Origin of the sequence: Chitinophaga oryzae (assembly GCF_012516375.2) — a bacterium.
Classification (GTDB): Bacteria; Bacteroidota; Bacteroidia; order Chitinophagales; family Chitinophagaceae; genus Chitinophaga; species Chitinophaga oryzae.
The window spans coordinates 4,874,706-4,893,442 of sequence record NZ_CP051204.2 but is presented as its reverse complement, the minus strand read 5'-3'; the positions used below and the strand labels follow the sequence as shown (position 1 = coordinate 4,893,442).

At 54.0% G+C, this 18,737-nt stretch carries 10 protein-coding genes; 5 read left to right on the top strand and 5 right to left on the bottom strand.

All coding sequences use genetic code 11. The features are described 5' to 3' along the window. Window positions 1-9: 9 nt before the first annotated feature. From HF324_RS19840 to HF324_RS19820, 5 genes are all read right to left on the bottom strand, one after another. Complete coding sequence (locus HF324_RS19840) at window positions 10-3,315, bottom strand: SusC/RagA family TonB-linked outer membrane protein (RefSeq protein WP_168860620.1); 3,306 nt, start codon at window positions 3,313-3,315, stop codon at window positions 10-12. Window positions 3,316-3,472: 157 nt separating this feature from the next. Then, window positions 3,473-4,627: a FecR family protein gene (locus tag HF324_RS19835; protein WP_168860619.1), complete on the bottom strand. Its 1,155-nt coding sequence runs from the start codon at window positions 4,625-4,627 to the stop codon at window positions 3,473-3,475. A gap of 76 nt (window positions 4,628-4,703) precedes the next feature. Then, window positions 4,704-5,297: an RNA polymerase sigma factor gene (locus HF324_RS19830; protein WP_168804149.1), complete on the bottom strand. Its 594-nt coding sequence runs from the start codon at window positions 5,295-5,297 to the stop codon at window positions 4,704-4,706. A 295-nt stretch (window positions 5,298-5,592) separates the two neighbouring features. Beyond that, window positions 5,593-6,372, bottom strand: coding sequence for a phytanoyl-CoA dioxygenase family protein (locus HF324_RS19825; RefSeq protein WP_168860618.1), 780 nt, complete (start codon window positions 6,370-6,372; stop codon window positions 5,593-5,595). 124 nt (window positions 6,373-6,496) lie between these two features. Further along, a complete protein-coding gene (locus tag HF324_RS19820; RefSeq protein ID WP_168860617.1) occupies window positions 6,497-7,918 on the bottom strand; it encodes a glycoside hydrolase family 30 protein in 1,422 nt (473 codons plus the stop codon). A gap of 119 nt (window positions 7,919-8,037) precedes the next feature. On the opposite strand from HF324_RS19820, the gene HF324_RS19815 reads away from it, so the two are divergent. The 5 genes from HF324_RS19815 to HF324_RS19795 all read left to right on the top strand — a co-directional run bounded on the left by HF324_RS19815 (window position 8,038) and on the right by HF324_RS19795 (window position 18,596). Continuing rightward, entirely contained in the window at window positions 8,038-8,622 is a 585-nt protein-coding gene (locus HF324_RS19815) for an RNA polymerase sigma factor (RefSeq protein WP_168860616.1), read from the top strand. A 125-nt stretch (window positions 8,623-8,747) separates the two neighbouring features. Then, window positions 8,748-9,959, top strand: a complete 1,212-nt coding sequence (locus HF324_RS19810; RefSeq protein WP_168860615.1) for a FecR family protein — start codon at window positions 8,748-8,750, stop codon at window positions 9,957-9,959. A 263-nt stretch (window positions 9,960-10,222) separates the two neighbouring features. Further along, window positions 10,223-13,492 carry a TonB-dependent receptor gene (locus HF324_RS19805; protein WP_168860614.1) on the top strand — a complete coding sequence of 1,090 codons (3,270 nt, stop codon included), beginning with the start codon at window positions 10,223-10,225 and terminating at the stop codon, window positions 13,490-13,492. A gap of 11 nt (window positions 13,493-13,503) precedes the next feature. Beyond that, window positions 13,504-14,976 (top strand): RagB/SusD family nutrient uptake outer membrane protein, encoded by a 1,473-nt coding sequence (locus HF324_RS19800; RefSeq protein WP_220101203.1) that lies wholly within the window; start codon window positions 13,504-13,506, stop codon window positions 14,974-14,976. Between the two features lie 110 nt (window positions 14,977-15,086). Further along, window positions 15,087-18,596, top strand: coding sequence for a carbohydrate-binding protein (locus HF324_RS19795; RefSeq protein WP_168860613.1), 3,510 nt, complete (start codon window positions 15,087-15,089; stop codon window positions 18,594-18,596). The last annotated feature ends 141 nt before the right edge of the window (window positions 18,597-18,737 follow it).

Below are 18,737 nucleotides of genomic sequence, written 5' to 3'. Positions count from 1 at the left end.
AATGACGGTTTAAAAGAAAACATTCAGGTTCAATGACACGGCCTTGCTGAAGGGATAATCTATACCTCTTTCAGACTGGATGGTGGACAGCCGGAAGACGTCGTTCATAATGGCGTCCAGCCGGATGGTCTGCAGCTTCAGACGTTGCAGCCACGGGTGTTGGGCGGCGTCCATTTCGTATCCCGCGCCGATGGATTCCCCCGAGAGGTAGTTCTCTTTCTGAATGAAGCGCGAAGAGATGGGCGTTTCATCGGTGATGCTGATGCCCCTGAATTCCGCCTGGTCGCCCGGTTGTTTCCAGCGCAGCGTTAATGCCCGTTTGTCCTGGTTGTTGGCCAGGTCTGCCAGGCTGATGTTTTCCACTTTGGAATATAAGGCCTGGTTCATCGTCCGTTGCCCCAAACTATAGCGAAGGCTGACGCCTAAGCGGAAACCTTTCCAGGTGAAGCCGGAGCTGATAATGCCTTGCACTACGGGCCTGCTGTCGCCAAGAGGCACGATGTCTGCCACGTCGTAGGTGAACGTTTGACTACCGTCCTTTTTCAGAAACAGTTCCTGTCCGGATGCCGGATCTATCCCCAGGGAGCGTACGGCCCATAGCTCATCGGGGCTGTAGCCATCCACGTAACGTAGCAGGGAACCGGATTTGAGCGCGGAGTCGTTGAGGTTGCCGAGAACGTTGGAAAGCCCTTCATACCTGCTTTTGTAGTAGGCGCCCGTTACGCCAACGGTCCACATGATTTTTTTCTCCGGGAGGTAGATGGGGAAGAAGCGGATAATGGCTTCGGCGCCTTTTGTCCGCAGTGCGCCTACGTTGAAGGCATAGGTAGAAACGCCGGTTGACGGAGGTCTGGCGCCGTTCACCACCAGCGGGTCTGAATACTTTTCATAAATATCAAAGGCGGCCAGCAGCCTGTTGTTCCACAGGCTGATATCCAGGCCGATATTGGCGTTACGGGTATGTTGCCATTGCAGCAGAGGATTGCCCAGTTGTGTCATATATATGCCCTGCCCGAAAATGTTGGGATCGTTCTCGAAGCCGAATACGGAGGAGGAAGCATAGGAGCCCAGGGACTGGTTGCCCGTGGTGCCGATATTGGCCCTGATGCGCAGCAGGTCCAGGGAAGGATGGTTTTTCATGCCCGGTTCACTGCTGATATTCCAGCCGCCGCCTACTGACCAGAAGGAGGAGTATCTTTTACCGGAACCGAAGACGGTGGAGCCGTCCAGGCGGTAGGTAGCATCTGCGTAATAACGGTTTTTATAGGTGTAGTTGACGCTGGCCAGCGCGTTGACCCGCCTGACTTTTGTTTTTTGAAAGACAGGTTTGGAGCCGGGAGGGTACTGTGACGCAAAAGCCGGGTTAGGCCTTACGTCTGCCGGAAAGCCAACAGCGGAATAGCCCGATATGGTTTGTCCCTGTTCCTGTATTTCTGAGCGGAGGTTGCCGTTGATGCTATGTACTTCATGCAGTACGTTCCGATAGGTCAGCATCCCGTTTCCCTGGTAAGAGTGTGCATCCATCCGGGTTTCGGTATACAACCCCTTTTGAGAGGCGGGTTTCCCGTCAAACCGCGTGTCGTCAGATGAAATGAAGAGGATAGAGGAGCCGTTGTTCCGCGCCAGCTGGAAGCCACCGGAGAGGCGCCAGTGTGGCGAGATGTCATAGATCAGGTTGAGCTGGTCCTGCACCAGCAAATTATTGCTGTTGTTTTTCCGGCCCAGCCTGGCATTGTACAAAGGGTTGCCTACCCGGAAAGTGTCAGGAAAGAACTGATCCGTTTCAACAGTGAAGACCTCCAGGTAGCGGTCTGTATTCAGACTGCCATCGGCTTTTTTTTTACGGTAGTAGGGGCTGAGTTTTACGAAGTCGGCGAAAGCGCCGTAAGGTGATTCGTTGGCATCGGTACCATTGATGTACAGTGAATTGGCAACGTTGACTTTTCCTTTCCGGTAGTTCAGGTCTATGGTGGCGCCCCATGTTTTGCGATTGGAGTTTTTCATCACGCCTTTCAGGTCGCGGTAGTTCAAACCAACGCCGTATTGAAAATCGTTGTTCCCGCCGTTCACGTACAGGGAGTGACCATGTGTAAAGCGCTGTTGCACGGGACTGGAAAGCCAGTAGCTGTTAACGCCGCTGGCCACTTCCGCCAGCCGCTGGTTGTACAGGTTATCGTTGGCGAGATTGCCTCCGAAATGCCCGGGGTCGTACATGCCCGCCAGCCTTTGGAACTCCAGCAGTTCAGCGGCATTCATCAGGTTATAGTCCCGCAGGGCGGGTGTTTCAAACCGTGTGGTAAAGGTATAGGATACCTGCAATTCTCCCGGTTGGGGTTTGACGGTTTCCACCACCACTACGCCGTTGGCCGCCCGGGAGCCATACAGGGCGGTAGAGGCGGCATCCTTCAGCAGGGTAATGGAAGCCACCCTGTTCATATCCAGATCGATGATCTGTTGCAGGGTGGTTTCCATTCCATTGAGAATAAATAAGGGTTGATTGGGATCGGTGGAGAACTGGTCTCTCACGGTGTTGGATGAAAGGCCTGTTTTTCCCCTTACTTCAATTTTCGGCATTTGGTTAGGGTTGGAACCCGCGATATTATCACGCACGATCACGAAAGAAGGGTCCAGCGTTTTCAGGCTTTCGAGCACATTAAGCGTGCCCGCCTGCCGCAGTTCTTTTCCCGTGAAAGTTGTTGTCGCCCCGGAGAACGTTGTTTTATTCCTTCTGAACATCCCGGTGCTGATAGTGACATCCCGGATCGTCCTGATGGCCATCTGCAGCCGGACCACCAGCATGCCTTCCCATGGCTGCAACTCCCTGGGTTCATGCCCTACGGAGGAGATGGTGAGCGTGGCATTGCCGTCGGGCACTTCCAGTGTAAAACGGCCGTCCTGGTCGGCAGCGACGCCCAGCAGGGTACCTTTCACTGCGATGGTGGCGCCCGGCAGTGGTTGCCCGCTTTCATTCGTTACCTGTCCCTGTAAACGGGACACTGCTTTGGCGGGTGCCGGCGCGGGCTGTTTTGCCTGCCGGATAATAATCGTTTTGTCGGCGCGTATCTCATAGGTGAGCATGACCGGGCGCAGGTATTTGTCGAGCACGGCGCTCACCGGCGCGTCTTTTACGTCCACATCAAAGTGGCTGTCTTTTGGCAGCATATCATTGTTGTAGACGAATTTATAGCCCGTTTGCTTCCTGATTTGTTTAAAGAGCCGGGTGAACGTGACGCCCTTTTCCGACATGGTGACCTGGGCATAACAAGTGGATGCCAGCAGACAACACGTCAGTAAAATCACAACATGGGATCGCATAAGCAGTAAAAATAATGTCGGTTGGTTGTTGATCCTTACCAACATGAGTGATTCGGTGCGGTATTAAGGAAAACGCCCGCTAGCAGGGCGCTGCCTTTACCCTTGTATACCATATCCAATTAAACGGCTCTTTTGGTTGATCATATCGTTATGACACCTACGGTGTGATTACACGGGCCCTGATGGTGTTGCCTTCCCGGGAAAAGTTAACAGCCCCGGTGGCAGACAGTACAGATAACACCTCCTCCAGGGAGGAAGTCCGGGTAACTACCGCGCTGAATTGCAGACCGGCGGCTTTTCCTTCGGCTACAAATTGTACGTCATACCATCGGGACAGCAACCGGAATATCACGTCCAGCCGCTCATTCTCGAAATCGAAATAGCCATTTTTCCATGCGATGGCTTGGTCCGGGTCTGCCTCCGCTACCGGTATCTCCGTGGAAGCCTGATGGCTGACAGCTGCCTGCTGGCCCGGCGCCAGGACAACGGCTGTCTGGTGATTGTTCACTATTCTGATTTTGCCGGAGAGGAGGGTCGTGAGTGTTGATGGTTCTTCCTCGTAGGCATTGATATTAAAGGCGGTGCCTAACACCTGTACAGTTTCATGTTGGGTGGATACCAGGAACGGGCGTTTGTCTGCCTGCACTTCCATATACGCTTCCCCGGTAACCGTTATATGTCTTTCGTTGGCCGGAAAAACAGCCGGATACCGGACCGTAGAACCGGCGTTCACCCATACCCGGGTGCCGTCCGGCAACTGCAGCCGGAATTGGCCGCCGCGGGCTGTCTGCAACGTGTTAAAGGTAACGGCGCCGGAAGGCTGGCTGTTGGCCGTATATATCAGCTGTCCTCCCTTTTGGGACACGGTGGCCCCGCCCTGCTGCAGGGTACGGGAAAAGCTGCTGTCGAGCGGCACCTGCGACTGGTCCCCCAGTATCAGCACGGCTTTCTGGCTTCCCGGTTGTACGGCAGCCAGCGGCTGAGGGGACCGGTGTTCCCTTTGAAGGAAAAACACCGTTCCGGCCGCGCCCAGTACAAGTGCAATAGCGGCAGCGGCGCTCCATCGCCGGATACGCAGCTGCCTTACTTTCTTCTGCTGTGTTCTTATATTATCAAAGATCTGCTCACGCACCGCAATGTCTTCCCCGCCGGTCACCGGACGCTCCCAAACCTCAGCTAGTAGCTGCTCCAGTTCGGACTGATAGGCGCCTTCGCTGATCATACTGAACAACAGCTCTTTTTCAGAGGCTGTGATCGTATCAGTAAGATACTTGTCGGTCAACTGGCGGAAAAATGCTGGTGTATCATGCATAACTGGTAAAAAATGTATGCCTTATACTATATAAGACACAGAAAAAAGATGATAGGTGCAGCCGGAAAAAAATTTTTTAATCGATGATTCTGGTCAATAGCCAAAGCGCCAGTAACATATTACCGTCCCGTTCGCGAATATAGGCCCTCAGTGTATGTAACGCCCTGATGATATGGCTTTTGACGGTCGCCTGGGAAATATTCATTTGCCGGGCGATCTGGGCATGGGTGAGCCCCTGCTCCCGGCTGAGCCTGAATACCTGCAATTGCTGCGGCGGAAGCCTGGTAAGGGCCTCCTGTACCAACAGGGCCGTCTGCTTATATTCTATGGCCATCTCCGGGGTCAGCTGGTCCTCCAAAGGAAGATCGTCCGTCAGCATCATTGCTTCGGTCGCTTTTCGGTTCAACTTGTTTAAAATAGTATTCCTGGCCATAATGAACAGCCAGGCGTCAAAATTTTCCACCCCCGGTAAATGGCTACGCTTCTCCCATAACCGGATGAAAACAAGTTGTACCGCTTCCCGGCTTTCTTCTGCGTCTTTCAGAAAAGAAAGCGCAACCTGGTAAATACGGTTCCAGTGACGGTCGAAAAGAAATTTGTAAGCATGCTCATCACCCGCTGCGACCCTCAGCAGCAGGTCGGATTCATCATGATATCTGGATTCAGGCAATGGACAACGATTAACACTATTACTAAAATAACAAAAAATAGCGTTCTGCCATCACAGGGGGAAAATATAATATCTGTGAGGGATTTAGTTAGGATTCGGATTGTTTCTTAAAAGGGTTGTTTGCGACGCAGGGCTGAAGTCCGAAACCGGTTTTTATCAATTTTATGAAGGGGTATAACGGTGACTGCTATACGAAGAAAGCAAAGCAGTGTGATTTCGGCAATGAGGATGGACGCAGCAGAACAAACTAATGAAAAACAGCGGGCCGTCCGTCAGGAAGCGGTCCGCTGCGTATTTATTCGTGAAGGCTTTGCCGGATGGCTTCTTCCACGGGCGTGTAGGTGATCTCCGTGCCGGCTTTCATCAGTTCATCTTTCAGCAGCAGCGGCGGTTGCGCCAGAAAACGGGGTTCCGTTCCCTGATGCGGCTGTGCGGCGTGTACCAGGAAAGGATGACACAGGTATACTGTGCCCGCCTTACCGGTAGCGTTGACGACCGGCCGCGATGGTAAAGACGGGAAAGCCGCTGCCAGCTCGAGGATGGTCATGCCTGCTTCTCCTGCGGGTTTTAACAGTCGCGCCACATCTCTATGGGATCCTGCCAGTATCCTCGTGGGGGCGTCATTTTCCCCGATGTCGGAGTAAAGGAACAGCATCAGCAGCGCCCTGTTTTTAGAGCGCCAGTTAACGCGCCATTCGAGGTAGTTGGCCGGGTTGTCGCCGAAGCTGGCGTCTACATGCCAGCCGGTATCGCCGGGATCTTCGCTGGAGGGAAAACGGATGGGGAAGGTGCCCATGCTCCGGCAGGGGAGCCACCGGTCTTTTCCCACCAGCTGGTCGAAGGCAGCGTGCAGCAGCGGCGTATTGGCAGATGCCACAAACGGTGGCTGGGAGTACATGCCCAGCCGGATAACGGGCTTCGTCCACGTAGATGGATCATCACGATCGATGGCCATCTCTTTCCATAAGATGCTGCGGACATCGGCGGCGAGCGTTTCGGGGAAGGCATGATCAAGACGGACATAGCCTTCTTCCATAAATTGTTTTATCTGAGTGGGATTTAATACTTCTTCCATAAAAAAATGATGAGGGTGAAAAATAGCAGAAAGCACGCCTGGAAGCAGGCGTGAACGATAGTTTATCGGTGAAGTATTAAAGTGTGGGTGTCATCCTCATAGTTCCAAAGCTACAACAAATCATTTAAAAAATATAGGTACCTACGCTGGCCGCCGGCAGTACGGTGACGGCTTGTTTTCCTTCGTAGCGTACATTAAAATACGCTTCGGTGTCATGGTCGTTTAAAACGATCAGTACTTTGCGGCCATCGGGTCTTTTGAAGGCGACGCTGTGGAGTTTGCCTTCGCTGTTGCTGCCGATCCTGACAGCGCCGGCCGGCACAAAGCGGGAGGCATGTGCGATAATATAATAGGCCACGTTGCGGGCCACCTGGTTGCCGTTGATCGTGAAAGCGCCTTTGCACTGGGTGCATCCGCCGGGCGTATGCGGTTTGTATCCGGGGTCATTGGCGAGGTTCCATTCCAGCGCAGTGCGGCTGTAGTTGCGCATGGCGCCGATGATCACATTTTTGATATGCCAGCGCAGGTTGTTGTCGAACGTTTCCTTGGAGCCGGTCCATTGTTCGGTGAAGTAGATGGCCTTGTCGGGTTCTGCATTGTGTACGGTCGTCAGCGCGCTGATATCGCCGGCGTAGAGGTGAAAGGCGCTGCCATGTACGTACCTGGCTGCTGCCGTGTCTCCGAGTATGGTCAGGGGATAGTCCGGGCGGTCGCAGTTGTGATCGTAGACAACGATTTTCGTGCGGATGCCGGCGGCTGCGAATGCCGGTCCGAGGTGATATTTAATGAAATCGCGCTGCTCTTCCGCCACCATTTTCAGGCTGGGATTGTTGCCGGGATGCAGTGGCTCGTTCTGTGGTGTAATAGCGTCTATCGGGATGCCGGCCGCTTTCATGGTCTGGATGTATTTCACGAAGTACTGCGCATACACGGGGTAATATTGCGGAAGGAGCGATCCTCCTTTGGAGGAGTCGTTGTCTTTCATCCATGCGGGCGGGCTCCAGGGCGCGGCCATTATTTTCAGTTTCGGGGAGCGCTGCAGTATCTCCTGCAGCAGCGGAATGAGACCGGTGCCGCCGGCCATGTCGGGCGCCAGTGAGAAATGCGCCAGCGGAACGTCTGTTTTCCCCGACGGCATGTCATCGTAGGAAAAAACGGTGGCGTTCAGGTCCGATGCGCCGATGCTGATACGGAGGTAGCTGACGCCGAGTTGCTGAGGACCGTTGCCGAAAATTTCCTGCAGCAGCTGCTCTTTGGCGGTGGCTTCCATCGCGTTGATCAGTTGCGCGCTGCCGCCGGTAAGCGTATAGCCGAAGCCTTCCACTTGCTGGAATGTCTGTTTGCCATTGACTTCGATAGTAGTGTAACCGTTGGCGTTAGTGCCGGAAAAGCGGAGCCCATCCTGCTCTTTCAGCAGTTGCTGTTGGTCGCTGCTGGTGATAAAAGCAGTGGCGCCGGCTTTGGGACCGGCGGCGTGTCTGCTGCCCGTGCAGGCGGAAAAGGTGGCGGCGAGGCAGTAAAACACTAACGTGGAGAATCTTTTCATATATACATTTCAGGCGGGAAAATTATAAAAAGAATTTAAACGGCGAAAGAAGATAGTGTTTCTGTGTCTGTGGAGCAACTATCAATTATTTTGCTACTTTAGCGGGAAGGCTGTCCTCCATGCATGCGTACACACATGATAACAAAAAACTTTTTGAACTGATCTCCGAAGGCGATGAAACAGCCTTTCGGCAGCTGTTTCATCAGTACGCACCTGAGTTCAGGGCCATGGCGCTGCATATCACCAAAACGGCGGCGGTGACGGAAGATATTCTCCAGGAGACTTTTCTCCGTTTATGGCTCAGCCGGGATAAGCTGAAAGAGATTGAGCAGCCCCGTTCCTGGCTGCTGCGTATTGTTTTCTACCAGTGTTTTACCTATCTGCGCAGGCAGGCGGTGCATCACAAGGCGATGGCGACGCTGGCGCCGGAGGAGCCGGTTTTCAGCCCGGAAGAAGATATGGCCTATGCTTTTATGCACGAACAGGTGGCCCTCGCGGTACAACAACTCCCACCGCAGGCCAAACGGATTTATTTATTAAGCCGCGGGCAGGGCCTGAAAATACCGGAGATCGCCGCCCAACTTTCTCTGTCGCCCAATACCGTCAAAAATTCGCTGGTGCGTTCCCTCCACGCCATCCGCGCGCACCTGGAGCAATCCGGGCTGCTGTTTCCGATGCTGGTCCTCTGGCTGTTGCGGGTGTAAAAAAAAAATTTCTGACTGATAGGTCCTAAATGTCTGCTCGCGCGTCTGTTTAAGCAGAAGGGGTATTTCACGTTTGAAGAATAGACCAAAATCGTCCCGTTCAAAACTGTCAAAACAATCGACCATTGTCAACACAAGACCGTCTTACCTACCTGCTGGGGCAGGCATTGCAACGCGTCGCTACTGCGGCGGAGCTACAGGAGCTTTCCACGCTGATCCGGGAAGATGCCAGCGGTGCTGTTACGCAGCAGGTGGAATCACGGCTGCTGCAGGAGCTGCCCGACAATACTGCCGACGGCTATGACGTCGCCTACTGGGATGACGTTGCCGGCCGGATTCTGGCCGCCGACCGCCCGGAGCAGGCCGAAGTCGCCCCGCGGGTGACGCCGCTCCGTCGTTTACGCTGGATGCCCGCTGCCGCGGCCGCCGTGGTACTGCTGGCCGTCGGTGCATACTGGCTATGGAAGCCGGCCGCCCCGCCACCGGCTGCCATAGCGGCCACGCCGGTGCAAAAAGATGTGGCGCCCGGCGGCAACAAAGCCGTGCTTACCCTGGCAGACGGCACGGAGCTGCCGCTCGACAGCGCCGCCAGCGGCGCGCTGGCACAACAGGGCAATACTAATATTCTGCAGCCGGCGGGCGGACAACTGGTATACAATTCCTCCGGAAACGCTACTGTCCTGCAATACAATACGCTGCGTACGCCCCGGGGCGGGCAGTTCCAGGTGACGCTGCCCGATGGCACCAAAGTATGGCTGAACGCCGAAAGCGCGCTGAAGTATCCCGTGGCCTTCAATGGCGCCGTGAGACAGGTGGAGCTGACAGGCGAAGCCTATTTTGAAGTGGCCCGCCACGCTGCCATGCCTTTTAAAGTGACCGTGCGTACAGGACAGCAAAACGACAGCATGGAAGTGGCCGTACTGGGCACGCAGTTCAACATCATGGCCTATGCCGATGAAGCGGTGGTGAAAACCACCCTGCTGGAAGGCGCCGTGAAAGTCAGCAGCCACGGCAACAGCCGCCAACTGGCGCCGGGACAGGGCGCGCAGCTGGACAAACAGCAAGACCAGCTGACGTTTCAGCCACAGGCGAATACGGAAGAAGCAGTGGCCTGGAAAAACGGCCTCATGCAGCTGGAAGGAAAAGACATCGCCTCCGTGATGCGCATGATCGCCCGTTGGTACAACGTGGAGGTAGTGTTCACCGCGCCGGTAGCCGCCCACTTCCACGGTATCATCCCCCGCAACGTGCCGGTGTCACAGGTGCTGAAAATACTGGAGATGACAGGAGAAGTACATTTTGAAATAAGAGACAGGCAGATCATCGTATCGCCCTGATAAATTCGCGTTGTTTAAAAACTGATACACTATGGGTCCTTAGCGTTCCACGAATCCCTTTACCCATACAGGCAACAAAAAACCGGAAGCGTTCGTACCGCTCCCGGTGAATGTCGGGCCTGTATGCTCAATCGCTTGCGGCAATTATTCATTATTTACCCAAACCATACAAAAGTATGCAATTGATGCTTTATTCCCAAAGCAGGCAGCTTCGTGCTGCGTGGGATAAAAAATATCCACGGTTATCGAAAAAAATATTGCTGATGATGAAACTAACGGTACTCTTACTGACCGTTGCCCTGCTGCAGGTACACGCTGCCGGGTATTCTCAGACAGTCACCATCTCCCGGAGCAATACGCCGCTCGACAAAATCTTCCGGGAGATCAGAAAACAGACAGGGTACACCTTCCTGTATACCGATGAACAAATGCTGCAGGAACGCAAGGTAAGCCTGCAACTGAAAGACGCTTCCCTGAAAGAGGCGCTGGAAGCCTGCTTCCGGGGGCTGCCTTTCTCTTACAGCATTTCCGACAAGATCGTCATCGTGAAACGCAAACCCGCAGAGGTGAGCGTCGCCCCGCCTGAGCAGGAGGTGCGCGGGAAAATCACCGATGAAAAAGGAAGTCCGCTGCCCGGCGTCACCATCCAGGTGAAAGGCACGGCCAAAGGCGTGGTCACCAACGTGAACGGCGAATATGCCATCACCGTGCCTGACGGTAACGCAGTACTCATCATCTCTTCGGTAGGCTACAACAAAACAGAGGTGCCGCTGAACGGGAGGCGGGAATTGTCGCTCGCCTTACAGCCTTCCGCCTCCAATATCAATGAGCTGGTAGTCGTGGGATATGGAGAGCAGAAGAAAGGTTCCCTGACAAACGCTATCTCCTCCATCACGGCCAAAGATTTCCAGGACGCACCGGTGAACCGTCTCGACCAGGTGTTGCAGGGCCGGGCCACAGGGGTGCAGGTGACCAATTCCGCCGGCTCTCCCGGCGGCGCCGCCCGTATCCGCATCCGTGGGTCCAATTCGGTCAATGGTGGTAACGACCCGCTATATGTGGTAGACGGTTTCGTAGGGGCGGAGTTTTTTGCTATCAACCCCGACGATATTGCGTCTATACAGGTACTGAAAGATGCCGCAGCTACTGCTATCTACGGCAGCCGGGGCGCTAACGGCGTTATCCTGATCACTACCCGCAAAGGCAGCAAAGGCGGCTTGAAAGTAAACTTCACCACCCGGCAGTCCACTTCTACCGTTATTAAGAAGATGGACCTGCTGAACGCTGCCGACTTTGCGGAGACGGTGAATGCACGCGCTAAAGCGGTAGGCACCACACCTAAATTCACGGACGCACAAATCGCCGGTTTCCGTACTAACGGAGGTACTGACTGGCAGGATGAGATTTTCAGAAGATCGCCGGCGCAGGAGTATATGCTGAGCCTCTCCGGCGGCACCGATAAAGGCGGCTACTTTATTTCCGGCAATTATCTCAACCAGGACGGTGTCATCAATAATTCCTTTTACAAACGGTATACGTTACGTTCCAATATCAATGCGAACCTGACCAACAGCATCTCTACTTTTCTGAATATTACCGGATCGTACAGCACGGCGCAAAACGTGGACATTCCTGCAGATGGCGCCAGCAGCCCGCTGGCACAAGCCATCATCTGGGCCCCCACAACGCCGGTGTACAATGCAGACGGCTCCTTTGTAGTGAGCGATCCTGTTGGTTCAGTGTCCTATAATCCCCTGGCGCTGACGGTCAACAGGCTGGCGGTAAGAGACAGGATGCTGGCCAACCTTATCGGCGGGTTTAAGTTCGGCATCCTGCCGGGACTGACGTTTAATATGCAATACGGCGCCAACTACCTGCAATACGAAGACAAAGCTTTCGGCGGAAAAATCACCAACAATGGCACATCTACCGCCAATATAAGGTCCAGTAAGGAAATTGTGCTTCAAAACACCAATACCCTGAACTATAGCAAGGTGTTCAATAAAGTGCATAGCCTCGACGCTACGGCAGTGATGGAATATCAACAGTCTAGCTACAACTACTCTTATGCCGGCTCTTCCAAGCTCACTTACGAAAACTTCCAGTGGTATAACCTGGCATTGGGCACGCCGGGCAACCCCGGCTCCGGCTACTCCAAATGGGCGCTGTTTTCGCTGGTGGGACGTGTCAACTACGGCTATAATGACAAGTATCTTTTATCTGCTGCCATCCGGCGGGACGGCTCTTCCAAGTTCCGTGGCAGCAACAGGTTCAGCTATTTCCCGTCTGTATCGGCAGGATGGGTGGTAAGCAATGAACCGTTTATGCAACAGGTCAGCGCTGTCAACTATTTAAAATTGCGCGGCAGCTGGGGACTCACCGGTAATCAGGGGATCAGTCCTTACAGCACTATTTCATCCTATTCAAATATACCAGCATCGTTTAACAACAGTACCAGCCAGGTAGGATTGGTGATTGGCAACATCGGTAACCCGGACCTGAAGTGGGAAACCACAGAACAAAAAGATGTGGGCATTGACATTGGCTTCTTAAAAGGACGATTGTCTGTCAGCGCGGATTATTTTATCAAAGACACCCGTGACCTGCTGTTGGAGGAGACGCTTCCTATGTTCCTCGGCGGCAATGTTATCACCCGGAATGTAGGCGCTGTGCAGAATAAAGGCTGGGAGTTTTCCATCGAAGGCGACGTGCCTGGCAAAGGAGCTGTCGGGTGGAACACAGGGTTCAACGTGTCGTTCATCAAAAACAGCGTGGTTTCCCTGGGCGAAGGCAAGACAAGGATTTTCGACCCCAATACCCGCAAGATCGGCGGCGGTCTGTCTCCCCAGTCTGAATTTGTAGTGATGCCCGGGCAGTCACTGGGTTCCATCTGGGGGATCACTTACCTCGGTACGTGGAAACCGGGAGATGCGAAAGCCGCCGACTATGGCGCCAGGCCAGGTGATGCCCGCTACGAAGACCTCAATAACGATGGAAAAATAGATGGCAACGACTATCACATTATCGGTTCCGGTATGCCGAAAACATCCATTGGCTGGAACAATACCATCACCTACAAGGCTTTCACGCTGAACCTGTTGTTCCAGGGCCTCTTTGGGTTTGACAGGCTGAATTATAACAAAGCGGCCGCCATGTATTTAGGCGCGGACGCCCGCGAGGCCACCGCTGTGGATATCAAAGACCGCTATATCCCGGGCGTGAATGAAACGTCGGATATACCAGCCTTCAGTTCTACCAACAAGAATATCACGCAGAGTACCCGCTTCCTGGAAAAAGGAGATTTCCTCCGGCTGAAAAACATCAGCCTGTCCTATGATTTTCCTAAATCCAGGTTAAAGAATATTGTTGGCATCAAACTATTTGTGAGTGCTACCAATCTCCTGACATGGACCAACTATTCGGGTATAGACCCTGAAAGCAATTCATCGGCAGGTGATATCCGCCAGGGTATTGATTATGGAACTTACCCAAATGCTAAAACCATCACCGGAGGAGCGACACTAAGCTTCTAAAAATAACAGTTATGACTATACGTTACGAATTGAGATATACGATATACTTGTTACTCTGCCTGATGCTGGCTGCCGGGTGCAACAAAGAGCTGACAGAGAGCCCGAGGGGGCTGGTGGCCGGCGACGATGCGTTGACCAGTCAGGCCGGCCTTGAGACCGTACTGACCGGCGCGTATGGCACCATGATGGTGCCCTGGACCAGCGGTTTTACTACGGTGTCACAGATAGCCATGACGATGGGCAGCGACGATCTCACCACGCATCCCGGCTCCAACAAGGAGGAATTCAGGGAGTTTGACCTGTTTACCGTATCCTCGCTGAATAGCAGGATGAACCCCATCTGGTTGGGATGCTACCGGACGATACAGTCCACCACCAACATCATCAGCAATTACGACAAAGTGCTGGATGGCAACAAAGACACTGTTCACGCGATCGTGGGCGAAGCCAGTTATCTGCGCGCGCTGTCCTATTACTGGCTGACACGGCTGTGGGGCGAAGTGCCCATCCTTCCGTCCGCGAAGTACATACCGGAATATCTTAACCTGAAGAAAAGCAAGCCGGCGGAGATATACCAGCTGATAGAGGAGGACCTTAAACGTGCGGAGGAATGGGTACCCAATGGCAAACGTAGTTCCGGCCGGATGAACAAGGGAGCAGTAAAAGCGCTGTTGGCGGATGTATACCTCACCGAAGCGGGATGGCCTCTGAAGAACCAGGCGAAATATGCGCAGGCGGCGGCCAAAGCGAAAGAAGTCATCGACAACAAAGCGCTGTATGGGTTTGATCTTTACACAGGCGACTACCTGAAAATCTTTGCAGGGGGCACGGTAGAAGATGTATTCACCCTTTTCACCCGCGGGAGCTGGATCACCTATAATTCTTTTTACGGGCTGTCTACCATGCCGGAAGATGAAGGAGGGTGGAGCGACTTTTTCCCCGAGCTGAATTTCTTCAATAACTTCCCCGCAGGCCCAAGGAAAGACGCCACTTTTAGCACGGAGTTCAAAAAGAAAGATGGCACCACGATTCCCTGGCAGGAGACCACTACCCATCACCCTTATTATAAAAAGTTCACTATCCAGTCAGGTCAGAAAGATGTGTACATGTCCAACAATCCGGTTATTATGATGCGGTATGCACATGTGCTGCTGATCTATGCGGAAGCGCAGGCCCGCTCGGCCGGCGCACCTAACAGCGACGCCTATACGGCTGCTAACGCCGTACGGCAGCGTGCCGGTTTGCCTGAACTGCCGGGAGGCATGACAGGCGCTGCTTTTGCGACCGCCGTGGTAAACGAGCGCGCCTGGGAGTTTGCCGGGGAATGGAACCGTTGGTTCGACCTTGTAAGACTGGAACTGGTAGAAGCCGCCAATGCCAATAAGGCGGAGGGCGACCTGCAGCCGGTTGGAACCGTTATCACCAAAGCAAAGTACTGGATGCCTGTTCCCGGCGCAGACGCGGCGGTGAACCCTAATTTATGATCGACAGACGAATGAAGCTCCTGTTTTCCCGTTAAACTTCAAAACCCGAAAAAAAACCCTGCCGGTACAGCTTTTAGCTGTACCGGTCTTCCACCCTAAAATGAAACGTTATGAAAACGAGCACACCAACATCTGACGCTCGCAAAGGGACCGCTTTGCGACGTATCGCCCGGTTGCTGCAAATGCATTACAACCGGCTGAAAATTATTCCTGTATTACTACTGCCGCTATGCCTGTTATGCAGTACGCTCCACGCGCAATACCTGCTGCTGGATGACATGGAAGGCCATGGCCCCTGTTCCGGCAGGTGGACGTATTACGCCGGCAACACCACCACCGGCAAAGTGGAGTTCGGCGTGCCCAACCCCAACCCGTCAGGACTGAATACCAGCCCGCTGGTGGCCAAATTCACCAAAGACACCAGCAGCTTCGAGTACATGAGCGCGTCGTGTCAACTGACAGATTCTTTTGATCTCGCCACCAACAGCACGTTTAAAATGCTGGTGTATGCCAGCACGCTGGATGAGATCATGTTCAAACTGCAGCCCGGCAATAACTACAGCAAGGCGGTCTTCTTTACCTTCAAGCCTTCCCGTATCAACCACTGGGAAGAGGCCACCTACAATTTCCAGAGCGTAAAGAACAGAACGGACTTCAACACCATCGCCATCCAGTATATCGATGGTAAGAAGGCTAACGGCATCCTCTATTTCGACCTCGTGCAGGGGCCCAACCCCACGGCCATTGTGCTGAAAGATACTACCATCCTGATGGGGCACGAAAACGGAGCAGTGCTGACAGCCCAGGTAAAAGGGGGGACCCTCAAGCCGGCACTGGCCGCCGCTAACTGGACGGCCGCCAATTTCCCCCCCGGCGTTACCATCAGCGGCGTACAGCGGTTGAACGACACCACGGCGCGTATTACGCTCAGCGGTAATTCCCCGGCCAACTATTCCAGGACAGCCCTGAAGCTCAGCGTCGCCGGCGCAGAGCTGACCACGGCTAACGTGGCCAGCTATACGGCGAAAGGCAACGTGGTGTTTGAAGGCAATCCCAACTGGACATTAGTGTTCGCAGATGAGTTTAATACCGACGGAAAGCCGGACCGCTCCAAATGGATCGTAGATCCCCGCCCCAAAGGATGGATCAACGGCGAGCAACAGGTATATACCGACACCACGCATGATAATGCCCGCGTGAGAAACGGCCGGCTGGTCATCACCGGGAAAAAAGATTTCCCGACCGGCAACACTACAGAACCATGGTCTTCCGGTCGCCTCATCACACAGGGTAAATTTGATTTCCTGTACGGCAAAGTAGAAGTACGGGCTAAGCTTCCCCGTGCGCGCGGCTCCTGGCCGGCCATCTGGCTGATGCCTACCTCCAGCGCCTACGGCGGATGGCCTAAGAGCGGTGAGCTGGACATAATGGAACATGTGGGCAATAACTTCGGAACGGTGTTGTCTACCATTCATTCACAGAACCATAACTGGACCAACGGGGGAGGCATTAGCGGCAGTAAAAAACTGATGGACGCAGATACGGTGTATCATGTGTATGCTATGGAATGGGCGCCGGACACGCTCCGGTTTACCTTCGATACGATGCAGGTGCTTACTTTCGCCAACCCGCATACGGACTGGAAAGACTGGCCCTTCGACCAGAAGTTCCATCTTATCCTGAACCTGGCCATCGGCGGGGGCATGGGCGGCTCCATCGTAGAAGCCGACTGGCCCGACAGTATGCAGGTGGACTATGCCCGCGTGTATCAGAAAGGACTGGGCACGCCGGTGCTGGATACTATCATCGTTACGCCGTCGGACCTGTCATTCCTGCCGGGAAAACAACAGCAGTATACGGTGAAGGCGCTGGACCAGAACGGGTATCCCATTACCATTACGCCACAATGGGGCATCACCGGTACGGGCAACAGTATTACGCCTGCCGGGCTGGCCACGCTGAATAATTCCGGGCAGGTAACGGTGACTGCTACCGTGGATACGACCACCAAAACGGGTGTCGCGTTTGTTACCCGGCGGCCGGCAAACTATAAACCGGTGCCGGTGAAAATACAGGCCGAAAGTTTTGACAACAGTAATAACACCCATACAGAGCCATGCTCCGATATAGGCGGCGGCCTGGATGTCAGCTTCATCGGTACCGGCAACTGGTTTGAATATGATCTCGATGTGCCGCGCGCCGATACTTACCGGATACAGTTCCGCGTAGCGGTCAACAGCACTTCCAGTCTTCGTATACAACTGGACACTACCACGCTGCAGACCGTCAACCTGCCGGCCAGCGGCGGATGGCAGAAATGGGTTACGGTAACGTCTGCGCCTGTACGATTGGAACAGGGGCAGCAAACCATTAAGATCGTCGCTAATAAAGATGGCTGGAATTTCAACTGGCTGAGCATTATCCGGGCCGATTCCATACCGCTCGCCCGTGTGGTGATCAAACCCGACAGCGCAACGGTCAATGTTGGCCAGGCGCAACAGTTCACCGCTACCGGCTATGGGCAGGACAGCAGCCTGATAGCCATCACGCCGGTATGGTCGGTGTCGGGTACCGGCGCCAATATTACTACCGGCGGATTGTTTACCGGCACTGTTGACGGTGATTACCAGGTGTTGGCAACAGCCGGAGCGGTGGGTGATACCGCTATCGTGCATGTTGTCACGCCGCCGGTACTGACGCGTATCGTCCTGACACCGGATTCCGCGACGGTGCCGCTCAGCGCATCGCAGCAGTTTGTCGCCAAAGGGTACGATCAGCGGGACAATCCCTTCACCTTTAAACCGGTATGGAGTACAACCGGCTCAGGAAATACCATCGACACCAACGGCGTATTCACCGCGGGCATCACACCGGGTAGCTATACGGTGACCGCCGCCAGCGGCTCCCTGTCTGTCAGCAACACGGTAATGGTAGGCTACACCTGCACGGTGAATGATAAGTACGAAGCCGAAAGCGCTTCCAACCGTGCTCCCGGGCCGGTGCTGGAAGCCTGTACAGATACAGGCGGAGGACAGAATTTCACCGGCCTGAAAGCGGGTGACTGGTTTGCGTACAATACCCTGAATGTACCGGTGGCAGGTAGATACACGATCAGTTTCAGAGTATTGTCTACCGCCGCGTCCAAAATATGGATAGGCCACAGCACCTATAAGTTCGACACCATCTCTGTGCCGTCTACCGGCGGGGTGTGGAAGACCATTACAGACACCATCCGCCTGCCGGCGCTCAATTATACCGGCGTGCATATCCTGACCGGCAGTCCGAAGTTTAACTGGTTCAGTATCGATAATTGCGCCGTAAACGAGCAGGCTGCTGCTACGGCTTATGCAAAAGCGGAGTATCCCGCGAAAGAAACAGACACGAAAGGGCCTGTCCTTTATCCCAATCCTACGAACGGACAGCTGACCCTCGACCTGCGCGGTCAATCGTACCGGCGGCTCACGGTGCTGGATATCCGCGGCAACCTGTTGCGGCAATGGTACATTCAGAAAGGGGAACGGCGCATCAGCAGGGACATCAGCGCGTTGCCGGCAGGGACCTATATGCTGATACTGGAAGGTGATAAAAACAACAAAACCTTCCGGATTATTAAAATCTAAAAAACAGAAGCCGTCCCACGCTTGCGTGGGACGGCTGTTATCGTCTACATGAAACGAATGAAGTATGTCGGTGTACTCGTAATTCACCTCTTGATATGTCATGTTGCCTTAGCGCAACAGGTAAAAATTATTTTTGATACA